The following is a 14,360-nucleotide window of genomic DNA, read 5'->3' as shown; positions in this document are numbered from 1 at the left end:
GATACTCCAGCTGGCGTCATTGGCAGGCGTTTGTTGTCACGTCCAAGGATCGCCCTTACTTCGGACCCTGGGTCCAGGCGGCCGGCAGGTCGAGGGCTTCTCTGGTCAGTTCGCCGGTACCACGCGGCCGCGGCGCGGGTGTCGGCACCACCGCAGGCCAGGGCGCCCCTTCATAAAGATGTGCCCACAGGCGATCCAACGCCGCGTAGCCATACGGCAGCAGCGGCACATGCTGTTCGCCGAACCCCGGCAGCGCCAGGAAGGCGTCGAAGTGCTGGGCGTACGGCACCTTCCAGTACAACAAATGCCCACCCTTGGCATGGACCCACGCCACATAGGGTTCGGAGGTGAAGGACGGAGGCAGCAATCCGTCGGACGCGCCATGCACCACCCACACCGCCAGGCTGCCACGCGGCAACTTGACGGCGGTTGCCGCGACGCCGTCCCGCAATGGCTGAGTGCTGGCATCGGTGTCCTCCCATACGGCGCGCAAACAAAGCGCGCCCGGCAGCGTGGGGTCCGCCGAATGATCCGTGCCTCCCAACAAATCCACGCCATTACCCGGAGGAATGCCTGATGCATCGGCCCACCAGCCGGCGCGAACCGCCGCATCAGCTACGCCGTGTGCACCCGCTGCCTGGTAACGGAACCCGCACGGCATATCGTGCGGGCCACGACGCATATACGCGGACGCGTAAGCCGCCGTAACGGCACGCCACATATCAAAAGCCGTGGTGGATGCCGCCGTGATCATCGTTTCATCGGACCATCCGCTGGCACGCAAATGCTCATACGCCTGCGATGCCTGCGCGTTCACGCGCGTGCCGCTTACCAGGCCATGTTGATGCAGCAGATGGCAGCGCTGTGCCCACGCCGGTGGCACTTCACCCTTCGGCGTACGCGCCATGGGCGCCGCATCGAAGCGGGTGCCGGCCAAGGCGCACGGAAGCCAGATAGAAGCCTCGCTCGCGTAGTCGAACAGCGCCCGCCCCTGATCAGGCACATGCACATTCGGCTCCAGCGCAACGACACCGGAAAGCAGATAGTCGTCATCCAGACCAGCCGCCTGCAGCACCGCGCCACCGCCATTGGAGAGACCCGTCGCAATGATGCGTGTGTTCTGCTCGGTGAAGGGGGCCTGGTCGGGGAACGCGCGATCAAGCATGGACAGCCCGAAGCGAGCTGCCTGCAACACGTGCCGGCCCCAGTCGGCTTCGGGGTTGTCCCCGGAATGCGCATGCTTGAAGGCGATACCCGTGCGCCCGCCCGTTTCTTCGGGCTCAAACTCCAGCGTCGTCGTGCCGCGCCGGGCGCGCGTGCCATCCAGCACCACACCACTATCGTCGGCCAGATCGAAATAGCCCGTGCCTGCACCCTTATCGGTATAGGCCACGGCACAACCGCGAGGAAGACCCCAGGCACCCGCCAATGCGATGCCACCGTAAATGCCGCGCGAGCCCGATGACGCAGTCACCACCAGGCAGCGGCGCGATCGATCGAACTGGTCCGGCACCTGCACCAGCACGCGATGCGGCGCGTGGGCACCGGGAATCCATGCAAAAGCCTGGTACTCGCGCCCCGGCACATTGGGCACCGCGCCATACACCCGGCCATAACCGCCCAGGGGCCCCAGATCGGCAATGCCCTTCCAGCTCGACTGAACGGCACGGCGGCGCAACTCCGCCGGGGTCGGATGCGAAGGATGCGCGAACGACACCGGTGGGCCCGCCAGCCCCTCCAACCCCAGGCCCGCGCTCAATAAGTCGTCACCTTCCCGGTGCTCGGTGAGACGTACCTCACCGTGCACAAACGCAGGGGCTTGCATGCCGGTCTCCTTGGTCATGGGTGCAGGCCCCGCGGCGCACGACGCCAGTACCGGGGCAAGCAACCATATCCATTGGGGAAGGCGATTGGCCATGCCGTCCACCCTTGCGCGCGTCAGCGCGCCCACAACTGCGCCAAAGTCCAGCACAGGTACGGTCGCCATGCGGTGATGACCCCTCCCCCGGCACCGCACGGCCGGTGACCGGACGGCCCCAAAAGGGGGTCGCGCACGGCCTTCAGGCAAGCTGTCACATAAGTACGTATAATCGTCGGGTTATCCCTACTGAAACCTCACGTGACGGCCCCGAGCCGCCCGAGCCGACCTCATGTCCATCGAAAATCTGCGCAATATCGCCATCGTCGCCCACGTTGACCATGGCAAGACCACGCTCGTCGACCAGCTGCTCAAGCAGTCCGGCACCCTCAACGAGCGCACCGTGCTCGCCGAGCGCGTGATGGACAGCAATGACCAGGAAAAGGAGCGTGGCATCACGATCCTGGCCAAGAACACGGCCATCACCTGGGAAAACAAGAAGACCGGCGCCAAGAACCGCATCAACATCGTCGACACCCCAGGCCATGCCGACTTCGGCGGCGAGGTGGAGCGCGTGCTGTCGATGGTGGACACCGTGCTTATCCTGGTCGACGCGATGGACGGCCCGATGCCGCAGACGCGCTTCGTGACCCAGAAGGCGTTCGCCATGGGCTTCAAGCCCATCGTCGTGGTCAACAAGGTTGACCGCCCGGGCGCCCGTCCGGAGTGGGTGGTCGAGCAGGTGTGGGATCTCTTCGAGAAGCTCGGCGCCACCGACGAGCAGATGGAATTCCCGATCGTTTACGCCTCGGCGCTGAACGGTTACGCCTCGCTGGACGAAAACGCCCGCGAAGGCGACATGACCCCGCTGTACGAAGCGATCATGCAGCACGCGCCGAAGCCGGACGTGGATCCGGAAGGCGCCTTCCAGATGCGCATCAGCCAGCTGGACTACAACAACTTCGTCGGCGTCATCGGCATCGGCCGCATCCAGCGCGGCACCCTGAAGAAGGGCATGCCGGTCGCCGTGATCGACCGCGAAGGCAAGAAGCGCCAGGGCAAGATCGGCCAGGTGCTCGGCTTCCTCGGTCTCGAGCGCATCGAGCAGGATACGGCCGAGGCCGGCGACATCGTCGCCATCTCGGGCATCCCCGAGCTGACCATTTCCGACACCGTCACCTCGATCGACAATCCCGAAGCGCTGCCGGCGCTGAGCGTCGACGAGCCGATGATCAGCATGACCTTCCAGGTCAACAACTCGCCGTTCGTCGGCAACAAGGACCTGTCGGGCGGCAAGTTCCTCACCAGCCGTCAGCTGCGTGAGCGCCTCGACCGCGAGAAGGTGCACAACGTGGCACTGCGCGTGGAAGATGGTTCCGACGCCGACAAGTTCCTGGTCTCGGGCCGTGGCGAACTGCACCTCTCGGTGCTGATCGAAAACATGCGCCGCGAAGGCTACGAGCTGGCCGTGTCGCGTCCGGAAGTGATCATCAAGGAAATCGACGGCCAGAAGATGGAGCCGATCGAGCAGCTGGTGGTCGACATCGAAGAGCAGCACCAGGGCGGCGTGATGGAGCGCCTGGGCATCCGCAAGGGTGACCTGAAGAACATGGTGTCGGACGGCAAGGGCCGCGTGCGCCTTGAGTACCTGATCCCGGCCCGTGGCCTGATCGGCTTCCAGAACCAGTTCAAGACCCTCACCCAGGGTTCGGGCCTGCTGTTCCACGTGTTCGACCACTACGGTCCGTACACGCCGGTGGCCATCGCCAAGCGCCTCAACGGCGTGATGATCGCCAACGCCGGCGGCACCACCCCGGCCTACTCGCTTGGCCCGCTGCAGGATCGCGGCAAGCTGTTCGCTGCGGAAGGCGACTCGGTGTACGAAGGCCAGCTCATCGGCATCCACGCCAAGGACAACGACCTCACCGTCAACGCCATCAAGCCCAAGCCGCTGACCAACATGCGCGCCTCCGGCAAGGATGATGCGATCCAGCTCACCCCGGCGACCAAGTTCTCGCTGGAGCAGGCGCTGGACTTCATCGACGACGACGAGCTGGTCGAAGTCACCCCGAAGGAAATCCGCATGCGCAAGAAGCACCTGACGGAAAACGACCGCAAGAAAGCCTCTCGCGGCGTGGCCTGATCCATTCGATGCGTCACAGAAGGGCCACCGCAAGGTGGCCCTTTTGCATGGGTGATGCCGTCCACCTGCGATAAGGTAATTCACCCACCCTCTTCCGCCACCCAGCCCCGTCTGATGCGACCGAAGACCGTACCCGTTGCGTTGTCGCTCTTGCTCACTGTGTGCGCCCTGCACGCGGATGAGGCGCCGTTGTTCATACCGCAATGGCTGGGCGCGCAGTACACCTTTGTCGATCAGCATCAGGATTGGCTGCACTCGCCTTATGCAGGCGACATGAGCCTGCATCCCGATGGCGACACGGCGCGCTCGCATACCTTTGGCCTGTATTTCGGCGTGGCATTACCTGCTCGTCTGCAACTTTATGCCGACGTGGAAATGTTCAAAGGCGAAGGGGTGTCCGGGGCCACCGGCCTCGGCGGCCTCACCAACGGCGACGTGATCCGTTCGGGCACGGTATCGCTTGGCAAGACGCCCTATCTTGCGCGCGCTTATCTGCGCTGGACCTGGCCATTGGGCGGCGACACCACCACGCTGGAACGCGCGCAGGATCAACTGCCCGGAGAAGAATCCACGCGGCGCTTCGAAGTGAAGCTCGGCAAGATGGCCGTCAACGATGACTTCGACAAGAACCGCTACGCCGGCAGCACACGCACGCAGTTCATGAACTGGTCGCTGTTCAACAACACCGCGTGGGATTTCGCGGCCGACACACGCGGCTACACCGAAGGCCTGATGATGGCGTGGCTCGATAACGGCTGGAGCCTGCGCTACGGCATCTATCGCATGCCTTATGAGGCCAACGGCCAGCGGCTGGTCAGTTCGCTCAGCGACTCGCAAGGTCAGCAGATCGAACTCACCGTACAACCTTCACCCGATGGCTGGGCGTTACGCTTTCTGGCCTTCCGCAATACGGCGCGCATGGGCATCTACAGCGATGCCATCGCGATCGCGCTTGCCACGGGCCAGCGCCCCGACATCCGCGCCAATGACCAGCCGGGCAGGCTCAAATACGGTTTCGCCATCAATGGCGAACTCCCTCTTGCCGATCAGGGCGACACCGGTCTGTTCATGCGTGCGGGATGGAACAACGGCCGTACCGAATCGTTCGTATTCACCGAGGTCGATCGCACACTAAGCGGAGGCTTTCAGCTTTCCGGCGTGCATTGGGGCCGCCCCACGGATCATTTCGCCGTCGCCTTGGATATCAACGGCCTGTCACGCGACCATCGCAACTACCTCGCGCTGGGTGGCGACGGCTTCGTGCTGGGTGATGGCGCGCTCAACTACGGGCACGAGCAGATTCTCGAGGCGTACTACAGCTTCACGCCGATCGCCCACCTCACGCTGAGCCCGGATCTGCAGCTGATCCACAACCCGGGCTACAACCGCGACCGCGGCCCGGCGCGCTTCGTGGGCCTGCGGGCACACGTGGAGTTCTGAGATCACCCTGCATGCGCGACGACGCTACAGTCGCGCACAAGTGCGCTCCTGCATAAAAACATCAGATGCTCTGAGCACGCTCCAACGCAGCTACCCGGCGCTCGAGCCTCGGCCCAAGGTAGCAATGCGAACCGCACGGCATCAGGCCGGCATCGTTGAACGTCTTCAGGTACCAGGACGGCGCGCGCGAATGAAAGCCTTCCATGTCGCCGTCCACACCATCCTTGCTGGTGAACACTTCGAGGAACGCCACGCCTTCGAGCATGTCGCTGATGCCCGCAAGACCCGCGCGGATTTCCGCAGGCTTGAGGTAATGCAGCACGTCCGTGCAGACGATCAGATCGAACAGGTGATCGAAGCGCAGATATTCCAGCTGTCCGAATCGTGCCAGTCCGATGTTGCGGCTGCGGCCGTAGCGCGCGACGGCATATTCACTGGCATCCAGTCCCTGGTAGTGAATGCCGGGCCGCAGCGCGCGCAGCGGCGCCCGCCATACGGCTTCGCCACACCCCACATCGAGCACGTTGCGTATGGGCCGGCCCAGGTAGTACTCGGCTTGTGCCACCACCATGGCCACTTTGCGCTTCAGCTCTGCCGTGGAAGCGACAGAGTGATCGGGGTGGCGGTACCACTTGTCGAAATAGGCGCGGTCGTAAATCTTGGACACAAAGACTCTCCAGTGACGCCATAAGTCTAGCCTACTGGCGGCAATCACCTGTTTTGAACATGGGTTGTCTCAGCATAGCGATGCTGGAATCTGGGAGCCGCCCAACATGCCCACGATCCACATCCGCATGACCGGAAGCCGCGACGACGCGGACACGATGCTGAGCATCCTGCACGGCATCGATGGCATCGAGCACGTCGAAGAGCTCGATGACGAGACGGGCCATCTGCGCGACGACTCCAGCTCCACTGACCTGGTGGACGACAACGGCGGCGAGCTATTCCTGATCGAAGTACAGGCCTCGGACACCCTGCACGCCGACGCCGTGCGTGCGGTGACAGAGGTCGAGGCCTCGCTGCTGGGGGCGGTGGTGGAGTTCGTCGACGAGTTTTAGCGCTCCGCCCGGCCGGGCGAGCGGCAAGGCGCCATCGTATGAATCCGCGCCGAACAAATTTGCACATCCCGCCCGCCATCCGGTAAGCCGGACGTCAACTGCCGCGTTGACACTGCCTAGCCAACGCCGTCGTTCAACCTTGCCGACTGGAACCCCGACGCATGCGCGATACCCGGAAACACCCCTCATGCTACGTCCGCCCCTGGCTGACCGTCTTGGGCATGCTGCTCGTGCTCGGCACCGGCACGGCAGCGGCACGCGACGCCCGTGCACTTTCGCAGGACGATGTGGACTGGCTGCGCCGGGACAGCTTCGAACTCGACAGCTCCACCGTCGCCATGTACCGCGACATCGGCCGCTCGCGCCTGTTCGACCGGCAGCTGGACGGACGCATCAACGACGACCTGCCGGCACCGATCACCGCCCTCATCCAGTCGTACGAAGTAGCCAATACGCCCACCGAGCAGTTGCTGACCAACCTGCGCGACGAGCAGGAGAAGATCAAGAACATGCCCGACGGCGACGACAAAAACGCCGCCAAAAAAGCGCAGCAACAACATGCCAATGATCTGCTGCAGCAGGCGCAACAGATCGAAATGCTGCACGCCATCTATGGGCCCAACCAGCTCAAAGAACAGATGGTGTGGTTCTGGCTCAATCATTTCAGTGTGTACGGCGCCAAGGGCCGCGTGCGCTGGGTGGCCGCCGACTATGCGCAGAACGCCATTCGCCCCCACGCATTGGGCAAGTTTCGCGATCTGGTGATGGCGACGCTGGAAAGTCCGGCGATGATGGAGTTCCTGGACAACGCACAAAACGCCAAGGATCACGTCAACGAGAACTACGCCCGCGAGCTGATGGAGCTGCATACGCTGGGTGTGGGTTCCGGCTACACGCAGCAGGACGTGCAGCAGCTTGCACTCATCCTCACCGGTGCCGGCGTGGCACCGTTGCGTGACCGCCCAGGCCTGCAACAGCATCCGCGCTTCGCCGCCATGTTCGTGCGCAACGGCATGTTCGAGTTCAACCCGGCGCGCCACGATTACAGCGACAAGGTATTGCTTGGCCACAAGATCAAGGGCAGCGGCTTTGACGAAATCACTGAAGCCGTCGACCTGATTACCAAACAGCCGGCTTGCGCCCAGTTCATCTCGAAGAAACTCGCCGAGTACTTCGTCTCCGATAACCCGCCGCCCGAACTGGTGGCAAAGATGGCCCACACCTTCCAGCGTACCGACGGCGACATCGCCGAAGTGCTTCGCACCATGTTCGATTCGAAGGAGCTGGCCGCCAGCTACGGCAAGAAGTTCAAGGATCCCATGCAGTTTGTGGTCTCCTCGGTTCGCATGGCCTACGACGGCAAACCCATCGCCAACGCCAAGCCGCTGCTCAACTGGCTCAACCAGCTGGGCGAACCGGTGTTTGGCCGTCTTACGCCCGACGGCTGGCCGCTGGATAGCAGCGGCTGGTCCAGCTCCGGACAGATGGCCAAACGCTTCGAGATCGCGGGCGCCATCGGCACCGGCAACAACCGCCTGCTTACGCCGGAAGGACAGCCGAAAACGGGCGGCGATTTCCCCATGCTCACCACCCGCCTGTACTACGACACCTTCGATACCAAGCTGAGCGCGCCCACGCGCGACGCACTGGCCAAGGCCACTTCGCAGCAGGAATGGAACACCTTCCTGCTCTCCTCGCCCGACTTCAACTACCGCTGAGGCAGACTGCCATGAACCGCCGCGAATTCTTGCTCGCCGCCGCTACCGCTGCTGTCGCCGCACCTGCCCTCTCCTTCTCCGGCAAATTGTTTGCCGCCCCGGCCACCAGTCCGCGCTTCCTGCTGGTGTTCTTGCGCGGCGGCTACGACTGCAACAACCTGCTGGTGCCCTATAGCAGCGACTTCTATTACGAATCGCGCCCTACACTTTCCATTGCCAGGCCCGACCCGTACAACACCAACAGCGCCATCGGACTCGATGGCGAATGGGCACTCAATCCGGTACTGCGCGATTCCATCTATCCGCTTTGGCAGAAGCGGCAGATCGCATTCGTGCCATTCGCCGGTACCGACGATCTGACCCGCAGCCACTTCGAAACGCAGGACAACATCGAGTCGGGCGAACCGAGCAGCACCCGCAGCGATTTCCGCTCCGGCTTCATGGCGCGCCTCTCGGGACAGATGGCCGACGTACCGCCCATCGCCTTCACGGATGCGCTGCCGCTCAGCTTCCAGGGCGGTAAGCGCGACATTCCCAACATCTCGCTGCGCGGCAATCCCAAGCCGGTGTTCGATGACCGGCAGTCGGGCATTTTGGCCGGCATGTATCGCGACACCTCGCTGGCCTCGGCGGCGGCGGACGGTCTGGAACTACGCCAGACCGTCTCCAAAGAGCTGCAAGACGAAATGATGAAGGCCAACCGTGGTGCTCCCAACGCCAAGAATTTTGCCGACGAAACCCAGCGCATCGCCACCATGATGCGCGACCAGTACCGCCTGGGCTTCGTGGATGTGGGCGGCTGGGATACGCACGTCAATCAGGGCAGCACCACCGGTCAGCTGGCCAACAACCTCACCAATCTTGGCAAGGGATTGGCCGCGTATGCCGATGCGCTCGGGGACGAGTGGAACAACACCGTCGTGGTGGTGGTTTCCGAGTTCGGCCGCACCTTCCACGAGAACGGCAACAAGGGCACCGACCACGGACACGGCACGGTGTATTGGGTACTCGGTGGCAAGGTCAATGGTGGCCGGGTGGCCGGCCAGCAGGTGGCCGTGAATGCGCAGAACCTGTTCCAGAACCGCGACTATCCCGTGCTCAACAACTATCGTGACGTGCTGGGTGGGCTGCTGGGGCGCATGTGGGGGCTGTCGGGCAGCCAGTTGCAGTCGGTGTTTCCCGGGGCGCACCCGCGGGATTTGCAGCTGGTTTGAACGAGCCGTCGCGCACTGGGTGCGCTCCCACCGTCAGGCCTGTCGTGGGAGCGCACCATGTGCGCGACGCACTTCGTCACTCAAACCAGACGACGATAAGAACCGCTCAACACCGGTTCCCAACTTACTCCACCGTCAAAAGAGCTTTCCAGCTTCAAGGCAAACGCGTCGTCGCCCTCGAACATATAGACATGCCGCGTCTGCCCGCGCGGCGAACTACGCACGAACGTCAGACGTTCACCATCCCATACGCCGGGTGCCGGGGTGCCAGGCACAAAGCCATAACTGTCGAACCAGTACAGGCTGTACTGGTCGTGGTCAGGCTCCGCGACGAATACCGCGTGCGCTTGCAACGATGTCTTGCCGTCACGTTCTTCGCGATAGTCCTGCACAAGAATCCGGCCATTGAGCTGCAATGACGCCGTGACATGACCGGTTGCCGGACCACCCTGCCCCCATCGCGTCGTCGCAATGGTTTCCTCGCCCTGCCATTCGCCCGCGAGTCGGGCCAGCATGTTGGCGGACACGGCTCAATGCCCCTCGCCGGCGCTGCGCACCAGCAGGCCTTTTGCAATGGCGCCGTGGAACTTGCCCATGCCGCGCACCAGGTGCAGCGTAGCGAACAGCAGGATCACGCCACCGATGCAGGTCAGTACGGCCAGCGGCCAGTAGTTGTTATCGCATAGCCACTGTGGGGTGTCGCACTGAAGAGAGATCACGTCGGCAACACTCAACGCCTTCAGTAGCGGCGTGGCGATGAAAGCGAGCGAGAGGACCAGCAATGTGATCGTCACCGTGAAGTAAACGACGCCCAATGGCAGCATCAGCACCATGTAGAACAACGTGGTCCAGGTACGCCCGTCGGTAAAGATCGCGCCAATGCGCTGGCCTAGCGATTTCCCCGCATTGGAGGGATACGGCGGGCGGCGCGGCATGCGTACACCCAGCATGGACTCCACAATGCGCCCTTCCAGCAGCGACAGCGCACGCACCGTGCCCAGGAACAAGATGGTGAACGGGATGCCGATGATCAGCACCGACAGCCCGACGGAGAGCGAAACGCCCGTCACCGCCCAGGTGAAATAAAAGATGCCCGTCGCCAGCGACAGCAGCATGTAGAACAACGCACCCCATGTATGCGAGTCGGCCGCCACGCCGAAGAACCGGCCCAGCAGCGAGCGCCGCTTGGGCATCGGCGGCGGACGCAGAGCGCGCTGAATCTTGATTTCCTGGTCGCGATAGATGTCCGCCACTTCTTCCGGCGCGCCATACGTGCCGACGACATGTGCCAGCATCTCCGCTTCGCTGCGTTGCGGGTTGTCAGCGAGCTCGGCGCGCAGGTGTTCCTCCGCGTCGTACAGCGCATCCTGAACAAGCGCCGGGTCGGCCCCCTTCAGCGCGGCTCGCAGCTGCTTCAGATACTCGGCGATCGTGCGTGGTGCGTTCATTACACCCCTCCTTGCAAAACGGCATCGACGGAATCGCGTGTGTCGCTCCAGGCTTGCACCCAGTCACGCAACACCTCACGCCCCGGCTTCGTGATGCGGTAGTAGCGCCGCGGTGGCCCGCTGATGGAAGGCTCCACTTCGCTGGCCAACAGCCCCGCCCCCTCGAGATTGCGCAGCACGGGATACAGCGCACTCTGCTTGCCAGCGAGCACGCCTTCTCCCACTTCCTCCAGGCGCTTGGCAATCTGGTAGCCGTACATCGGCTGCCGCGACTGCCCCAGCACCGCCAGCAGCACCAGTGACACCGTGCCCGCTGACAGCTCTTTCTGGAATTTCTTCAGATGGACGGCGTTGTCTTCCACATCCCACCCGCACTGCTACATACCTTGAAGTGAAGCGTAGTGCGAAGTTAGTAGTAGTGACCTGGGCCTGAAGTCATACCCGTGCCAAAAGGCACCCCTGGGCATGACACCAATGTTTGTGCACGTTGTACAAACATTGGTGCCAAAGGGCATGTACAAACATTGGTGTCACCGGGCTCAGCCAGCTAAGAGACAGGCGACAGCTGGCTACATAAGGGACTGATTGGCGAACGCCGGTCCAAGGCCCCGGCTTGGCCTCGTTCTAGCGGCCCAAGACAAGGCTGCCATGTACCGGAAGCGGACGTGTCCCTGGCCACCACGGACGCAGCAATGAACTGCTCGCTCAATGACCGCCGCATAAGGCGCATTCAGGGCGTTCAAGAGTTAGCTCGTTCCACTCCAGGAGCACCTCCTGTTCTGGACAAACCAATCGACAGCCATGTCGGCTGGCATCTCCTTCTCGTATCGCTCGACTATCTCTTCAGCCTGAGCCTGCCGTACGAGAGCTGCACTCCTAGTGGCGTGCTCAGCCAGAGCCAAGGCAACTTCTGCTCGACCCGCCACCCTCGCTGCAATCCAATCGAGGGCTGGCAATGAACCCGATGCTTCTGTCGACATCAAGCTCTTGGCACTTAGAAAGGCGGCTTGCAACCTCTTCTGGATGATCGAATCACCTTGTATGAAGTGAGCCGCCTCATAGAAATCATAGGCTTCATCATCAACGTCCCGAATTGCGAGCAGCTGAACGTTGAATGGACGGAGAAACAAGGATATTGGCGGCAGATAGGTAGGCCGCAATCGCAAGAACTCTTTCAAACATTGGCGAGCCACATAGATCTTCTGTGCCTGTCGGGGAGTGGGGAGAGGCATGTAGTTCAGCCCGCCCCAGCGTTCGAATAGAAAGGAACCTGAGGTTTCGCGAGGAGCTGCGAGGAATTCATTTACTGCTACGCCTTGAACCGCACAGAGGTTGATGAGAGAGCGCATAGACACTCGACGCCCCCTCAACCTCGCACTGAATGCGCACTGCTTGATCTGCTTCGCTAAAACGTCCCCACGACGACCACCTGCGGTGCGGTGCAATCCATGGATAAACTCCCTGAACACCTCATGTGACACTGGCTGATCGCGAGGAGTAGCGCAGAACTCGATAAGATTGAGCACCTGACCTTCGACCCACTGAAGGAATGGGTGGAGTTTGATCCATTTGACTGCCCCGCTCAGATCGGCTCCGCAAGTAGTGCAAACGCGTCGACGTCTTTCACTTAGATGATATCGCTGAGGTCTCCTGCAAGAGGGGCAGGCACTGCTCAACACGCATCCGTGAATCGAGCATGTCCGCATCAAATCAACGGTCCAGGCAAGCGGCTCGTAGGAATTCCTCTCCCACTCTCCGTAGCACATGGGACACCATCTCCGGTGAGATCTTTTGTGAACACATTGATTGTCAGAAGTAAGGATTCCGGACAGCGCCCAGAATGTTCCCAAGCGAAGGTTTCGACTACCGGTTAGGCGCTCGAGCCGGTCCATGGCACTCTCCGCTTGAGGCAAGTCCGTTGCGGTGAGGAATGATCCAATTCGCTTCAGCTGTGCGGGCAATGGAAGACCGAGGCCATTCGCCAAATGAGTGGTGCCCATTCCGGTGGTAGCCAACACCCGGCTGACGTAGCTAGGCAATGATTCGACCAGAGGTGTGCCTATGCCACGCAACTTCAGAGGAGGCAACACCGTCCATCGCTCGCGCGCTCGATCAATTCCAGAGGAGAATTCAGGCGCCAATGGCCAGCACCTCCCTTATGGCTGAAGGTGCTGCCGAGGCCCTTAAAGCATCAAAGGCTTCCGCATCGCGATGAAGAGTATCGAGCTCTTTCGCTCCATAGATGGCCTCTTCCAAATGGTGCTTGTGAATTACGCTCGCTCCCTCAGCTGCCCGTAGATCGTCTGCTCGAATAAGATACCCCTTCAGCTCTCCACAAACCCCGGCTGAAGCGGCGTAAGCCAGGTCCAAATTTTTCAACAAGAGATCTGCACGCGAGAATTGATAGCCTCTAGCTACGCTAACGACCAAACGGGCACAAGAATCTGATTATTGCCGGTGGCACCCGCGTGCAACAGGTCAGTGAGTACGACGCCTGCACCCAGGCGATTCATGCCACTGGCAGGGATGCCGTAGTTGTCGATACCGGCATAGCCGGACACCAACGGAATGCTGGAGGTGGTCGTCAGATTCACCGACGTCTGCCCCACCGCAACACCCTCCGGACTCAGGGCGGTAGGCGCCACCGAAACGCCAGGTTCGTCCTGCAGCAACAACTGGGCACGTTCCAGATGCTTCGCGGTCAGCGGGCATGCATCGCCCACGCCGTCCGGGCAAAGTGCCTCCGTAGCCAGGCGCGCCAGGCGATCATCATTCACGCGGGAGCTGTTATTGAGCGTGACGGCTCCAACATGCCCCTCGAGCACGGTGAGGCGAAGCTCGCCCGTCTGAAAGAACGCTGCGCGACCCACGTGATTCCCTGGGATGAGGCATCACCGACACAGCGTCTGAACCCCGCCAATGGCCTGCTGTTATGCGCCACGCACCACCGGCTGTTCACCGAGGGCCGGATGACCATTACCACCGGCCACGAAGTGGTATTCCGGCCACCTTCCGGACGTACTGATGGCAACGTGCAAGCTGACACGTTCGTCGGCGCTGCGCTGCAGGGCCATAGGATCCTTCTGCCAGAACGGCCGATGCATTGGCCGGATCGCGAGGCGATTGAGCATCACCACAGACGTCACTACGGGACACAGCGTGTCCATCGACAGGACCTGGATAGAGAACTGGCATAACTCCGAAGTGTCACCTCGCGTGCTGCCGTAGAGCATGGGCTCATTCACCATGAGCCCATGTGAAAACGCGGACGTATGGAAAGATCTCATCGAACGAACGATCGAGTCACGTGCCTCCTGCATCGAAAATCTGCGCTTTAAGCGATTGCCAACCGCAGGGCTGTTGTCGGCATTCTGTTTCCTGCGTGACAAATCACAAGCACGCTTACGTCGATGACGTCATGTTTGGCAAGGGAACTGTCATCACCATGACAGTGTTTGCCGGGGCGATTTCCTACGCT

Annotated in this window: 13 protein-coding genes and 2 pseudogenes; 6 read left to right on the top strand and 9 right to left on the bottom strand. The window is 61.9% G+C overall.

Annotation, left to right across the window (positions count from 1 at the left end; translation table 11 throughout):
• Window positions 1-55: 55 nt before the first annotated feature.
• On the bottom strand, window positions 56-1,987 hold the full coding sequence (locus OQE56_RS00180; RefSeq protein WP_267220392.1) for a 3-hydroxybutyrate oligomer hydrolase family protein: 1,932 nt from the start codon (window positions 1,985-1,987) through the stop codon (window positions 56-58).
• 163 nt (window positions 1,988-2,150) lie between these two features.
• Between OQE56_RS00180 and typA the strand changes: the two genes are divergently transcribed.
• A complete protein-coding gene (gene typA / locus OQE56_RS00175; RefSeq protein ID WP_267220390.1) occupies window positions 2,151-4,001 on the top strand; it encodes a translational GTPase TypA in 1,851 nt (616 codons plus the stop codon).
• A 114-nt stretch (window positions 4,002-4,115) separates the two neighbouring features.
• Window positions 4,116-5,441, top strand: a complete 1,326-nt coding sequence (locus OQE56_RS00170) for a carbohydrate porin (RefSeq protein WP_267220387.1) — start codon at window positions 4,116-4,118, stop codon at window positions 5,439-5,441.
• A 61-nt stretch (window positions 5,442-5,502) separates the two neighbouring features.
• Here OQE56_RS00170 and OQE56_RS00165 read toward each other — a convergent pair whose 3' ends face one another.
• Complete coding sequence (locus OQE56_RS00165) at window positions 5,503-6,108, bottom strand: class I SAM-dependent DNA methyltransferase (protein WP_267220386.1); 606 nt, start codon at window positions 6,106-6,108, stop codon at window positions 5,503-5,505.
• 106 nt (window positions 6,109-6,214) lie between these two features.
• Here OQE56_RS00165 and OQE56_RS00160 point away from each other — a divergent pair, with 106 nt between their 5' ends.
• The 3 genes from OQE56_RS00160 (at window position 6,215) to OQE56_RS00150 (ending at window position 9,434) form a co-directional block, all read left to right on the top strand.
• Window positions 6,215-6,502, top strand: coding sequence for a hypothetical protein (locus tag OQE56_RS00160; RefSeq protein WP_267220384.1), 288 nt, complete (start codon window positions 6,215-6,217; stop codon window positions 6,500-6,502).
• Between the two features lie 161 nt (window positions 6,503-6,663).
• Window positions 6,664-8,220 carry a DUF1800 domain-containing protein gene (locus OQE56_RS00155; protein ID WP_267220382.1) on the top strand — a complete coding sequence of 519 codons (1,557 nt, stop codon included), beginning with the start codon at window positions 6,664-6,666 and terminating at the stop codon, window positions 8,218-8,220.
• An 11-nt stretch (window positions 8,221-8,231) separates the two neighbouring features.
• Window positions 8,232-9,434 (top strand): DUF1501 domain-containing protein, encoded by a 1,203-nt coding sequence (locus OQE56_RS00150; RefSeq protein ID WP_267220380.1) that lies wholly within the window; start codon window positions 8,232-8,234, stop codon window positions 9,432-9,434.
• Window positions 9,435-9,514: 80 nt separating this feature from the next.
• Here OQE56_RS00150 and OQE56_RS00145 read toward each other — a convergent pair whose 3' ends face one another.
• The 6 genes and pseudogenes from OQE56_RS00145 to OQE56_RS00125 form a co-directional block, all read right to left on the bottom strand.
• Window positions 9,515-9,961, bottom strand: coding sequence for a DUF1579 family protein (locus tag OQE56_RS00145; RefSeq protein ID WP_267220378.1), 447 nt, complete (start codon window positions 9,959-9,961; stop codon window positions 9,515-9,517).
• A 3-nt stretch (window positions 9,962-9,964) separates the two neighbouring features.
• A complete protein-coding gene (locus OQE56_RS00140; RefSeq protein ID WP_267220376.1) occupies window positions 9,965-10,882 on the bottom strand; it encodes a sensor domain-containing protein in 918 nt (305 codons plus the stop codon).
• Window positions 10,882-11,244 (bottom strand): PadR family transcriptional regulator, encoded by a 363-nt coding sequence (locus OQE56_RS00135; protein WP_267220374.1) that lies wholly within the window; start codon window positions 11,242-11,244, stop codon window positions 10,882-10,884. Before OQE56_RS00135 ends, OQE56_RS00140 begins: the two co-directional genes overlap by 1 nt.
• Before the next feature lie 384 nt (window positions 11,245-11,628).
• Window positions 11,629-12,231 (bottom strand): hypothetical protein, encoded by a 603-nt coding sequence (locus tag OQE56_RS00130; protein ID WP_267220372.1) that lies wholly within the window; start codon window positions 12,229-12,231, stop codon window positions 11,629-11,631.
• 336 nt (window positions 12,232-12,567) lie between these two features.
• Window positions 12,568-12,972: pseudogene (locus tag OQE56_RS20105) on the bottom strand (TniQ family protein); the annotation flags it as partial.
• Between the two features lie 324 nt (window positions 12,973-13,296).
• Complete coding sequence (locus OQE56_RS00125; RefSeq protein WP_267220370.1) at window positions 13,297-13,752, bottom strand: ShlB/FhaC/HecB family protein; 456 nt, start codon at window positions 13,750-13,752, stop codon at window positions 13,297-13,299.
• On the opposite strand from OQE56_RS00125, the pseudogene OQE56_RS20100 reads away from it, so the two are divergent.
• A pseudogene (locus tag OQE56_RS20100) lies at window positions 13,753-13,803 on the top strand (hypothetical protein); the annotation flags it as partial.
• 9 nt (window positions 13,804-13,812) lie between these two features.
• Here OQE56_RS20100 and OQE56_RS00120 read toward each other — a convergent pair.
• Window positions 13,813-14,115 carry a hypothetical protein gene (locus OQE56_RS00120; RefSeq protein ID WP_267220369.1) on the bottom strand — a complete coding sequence of 101 codons (303 nt, stop codon included), beginning with the start codon at window positions 14,113-14,115 and terminating at the stop codon, window positions 13,813-13,815.
• Between the last annotated feature and the right edge of the window lie 245 nt (window positions 14,116-14,360).

Origin of the sequence: Dyella silvae, from assembly GCF_026421305.1 — a bacterium.
GTDB lineage: Bacteria > Pseudomonadota > Gammaproteobacteria > Xanthomonadales > Rhodanobacteraceae > Dyella > Dyella silvae.
The sequence above is the reverse complement of the archived record's forward strand: the minus strand, read 5'-3'. Positions and strand labels throughout refer to the sequence as shown.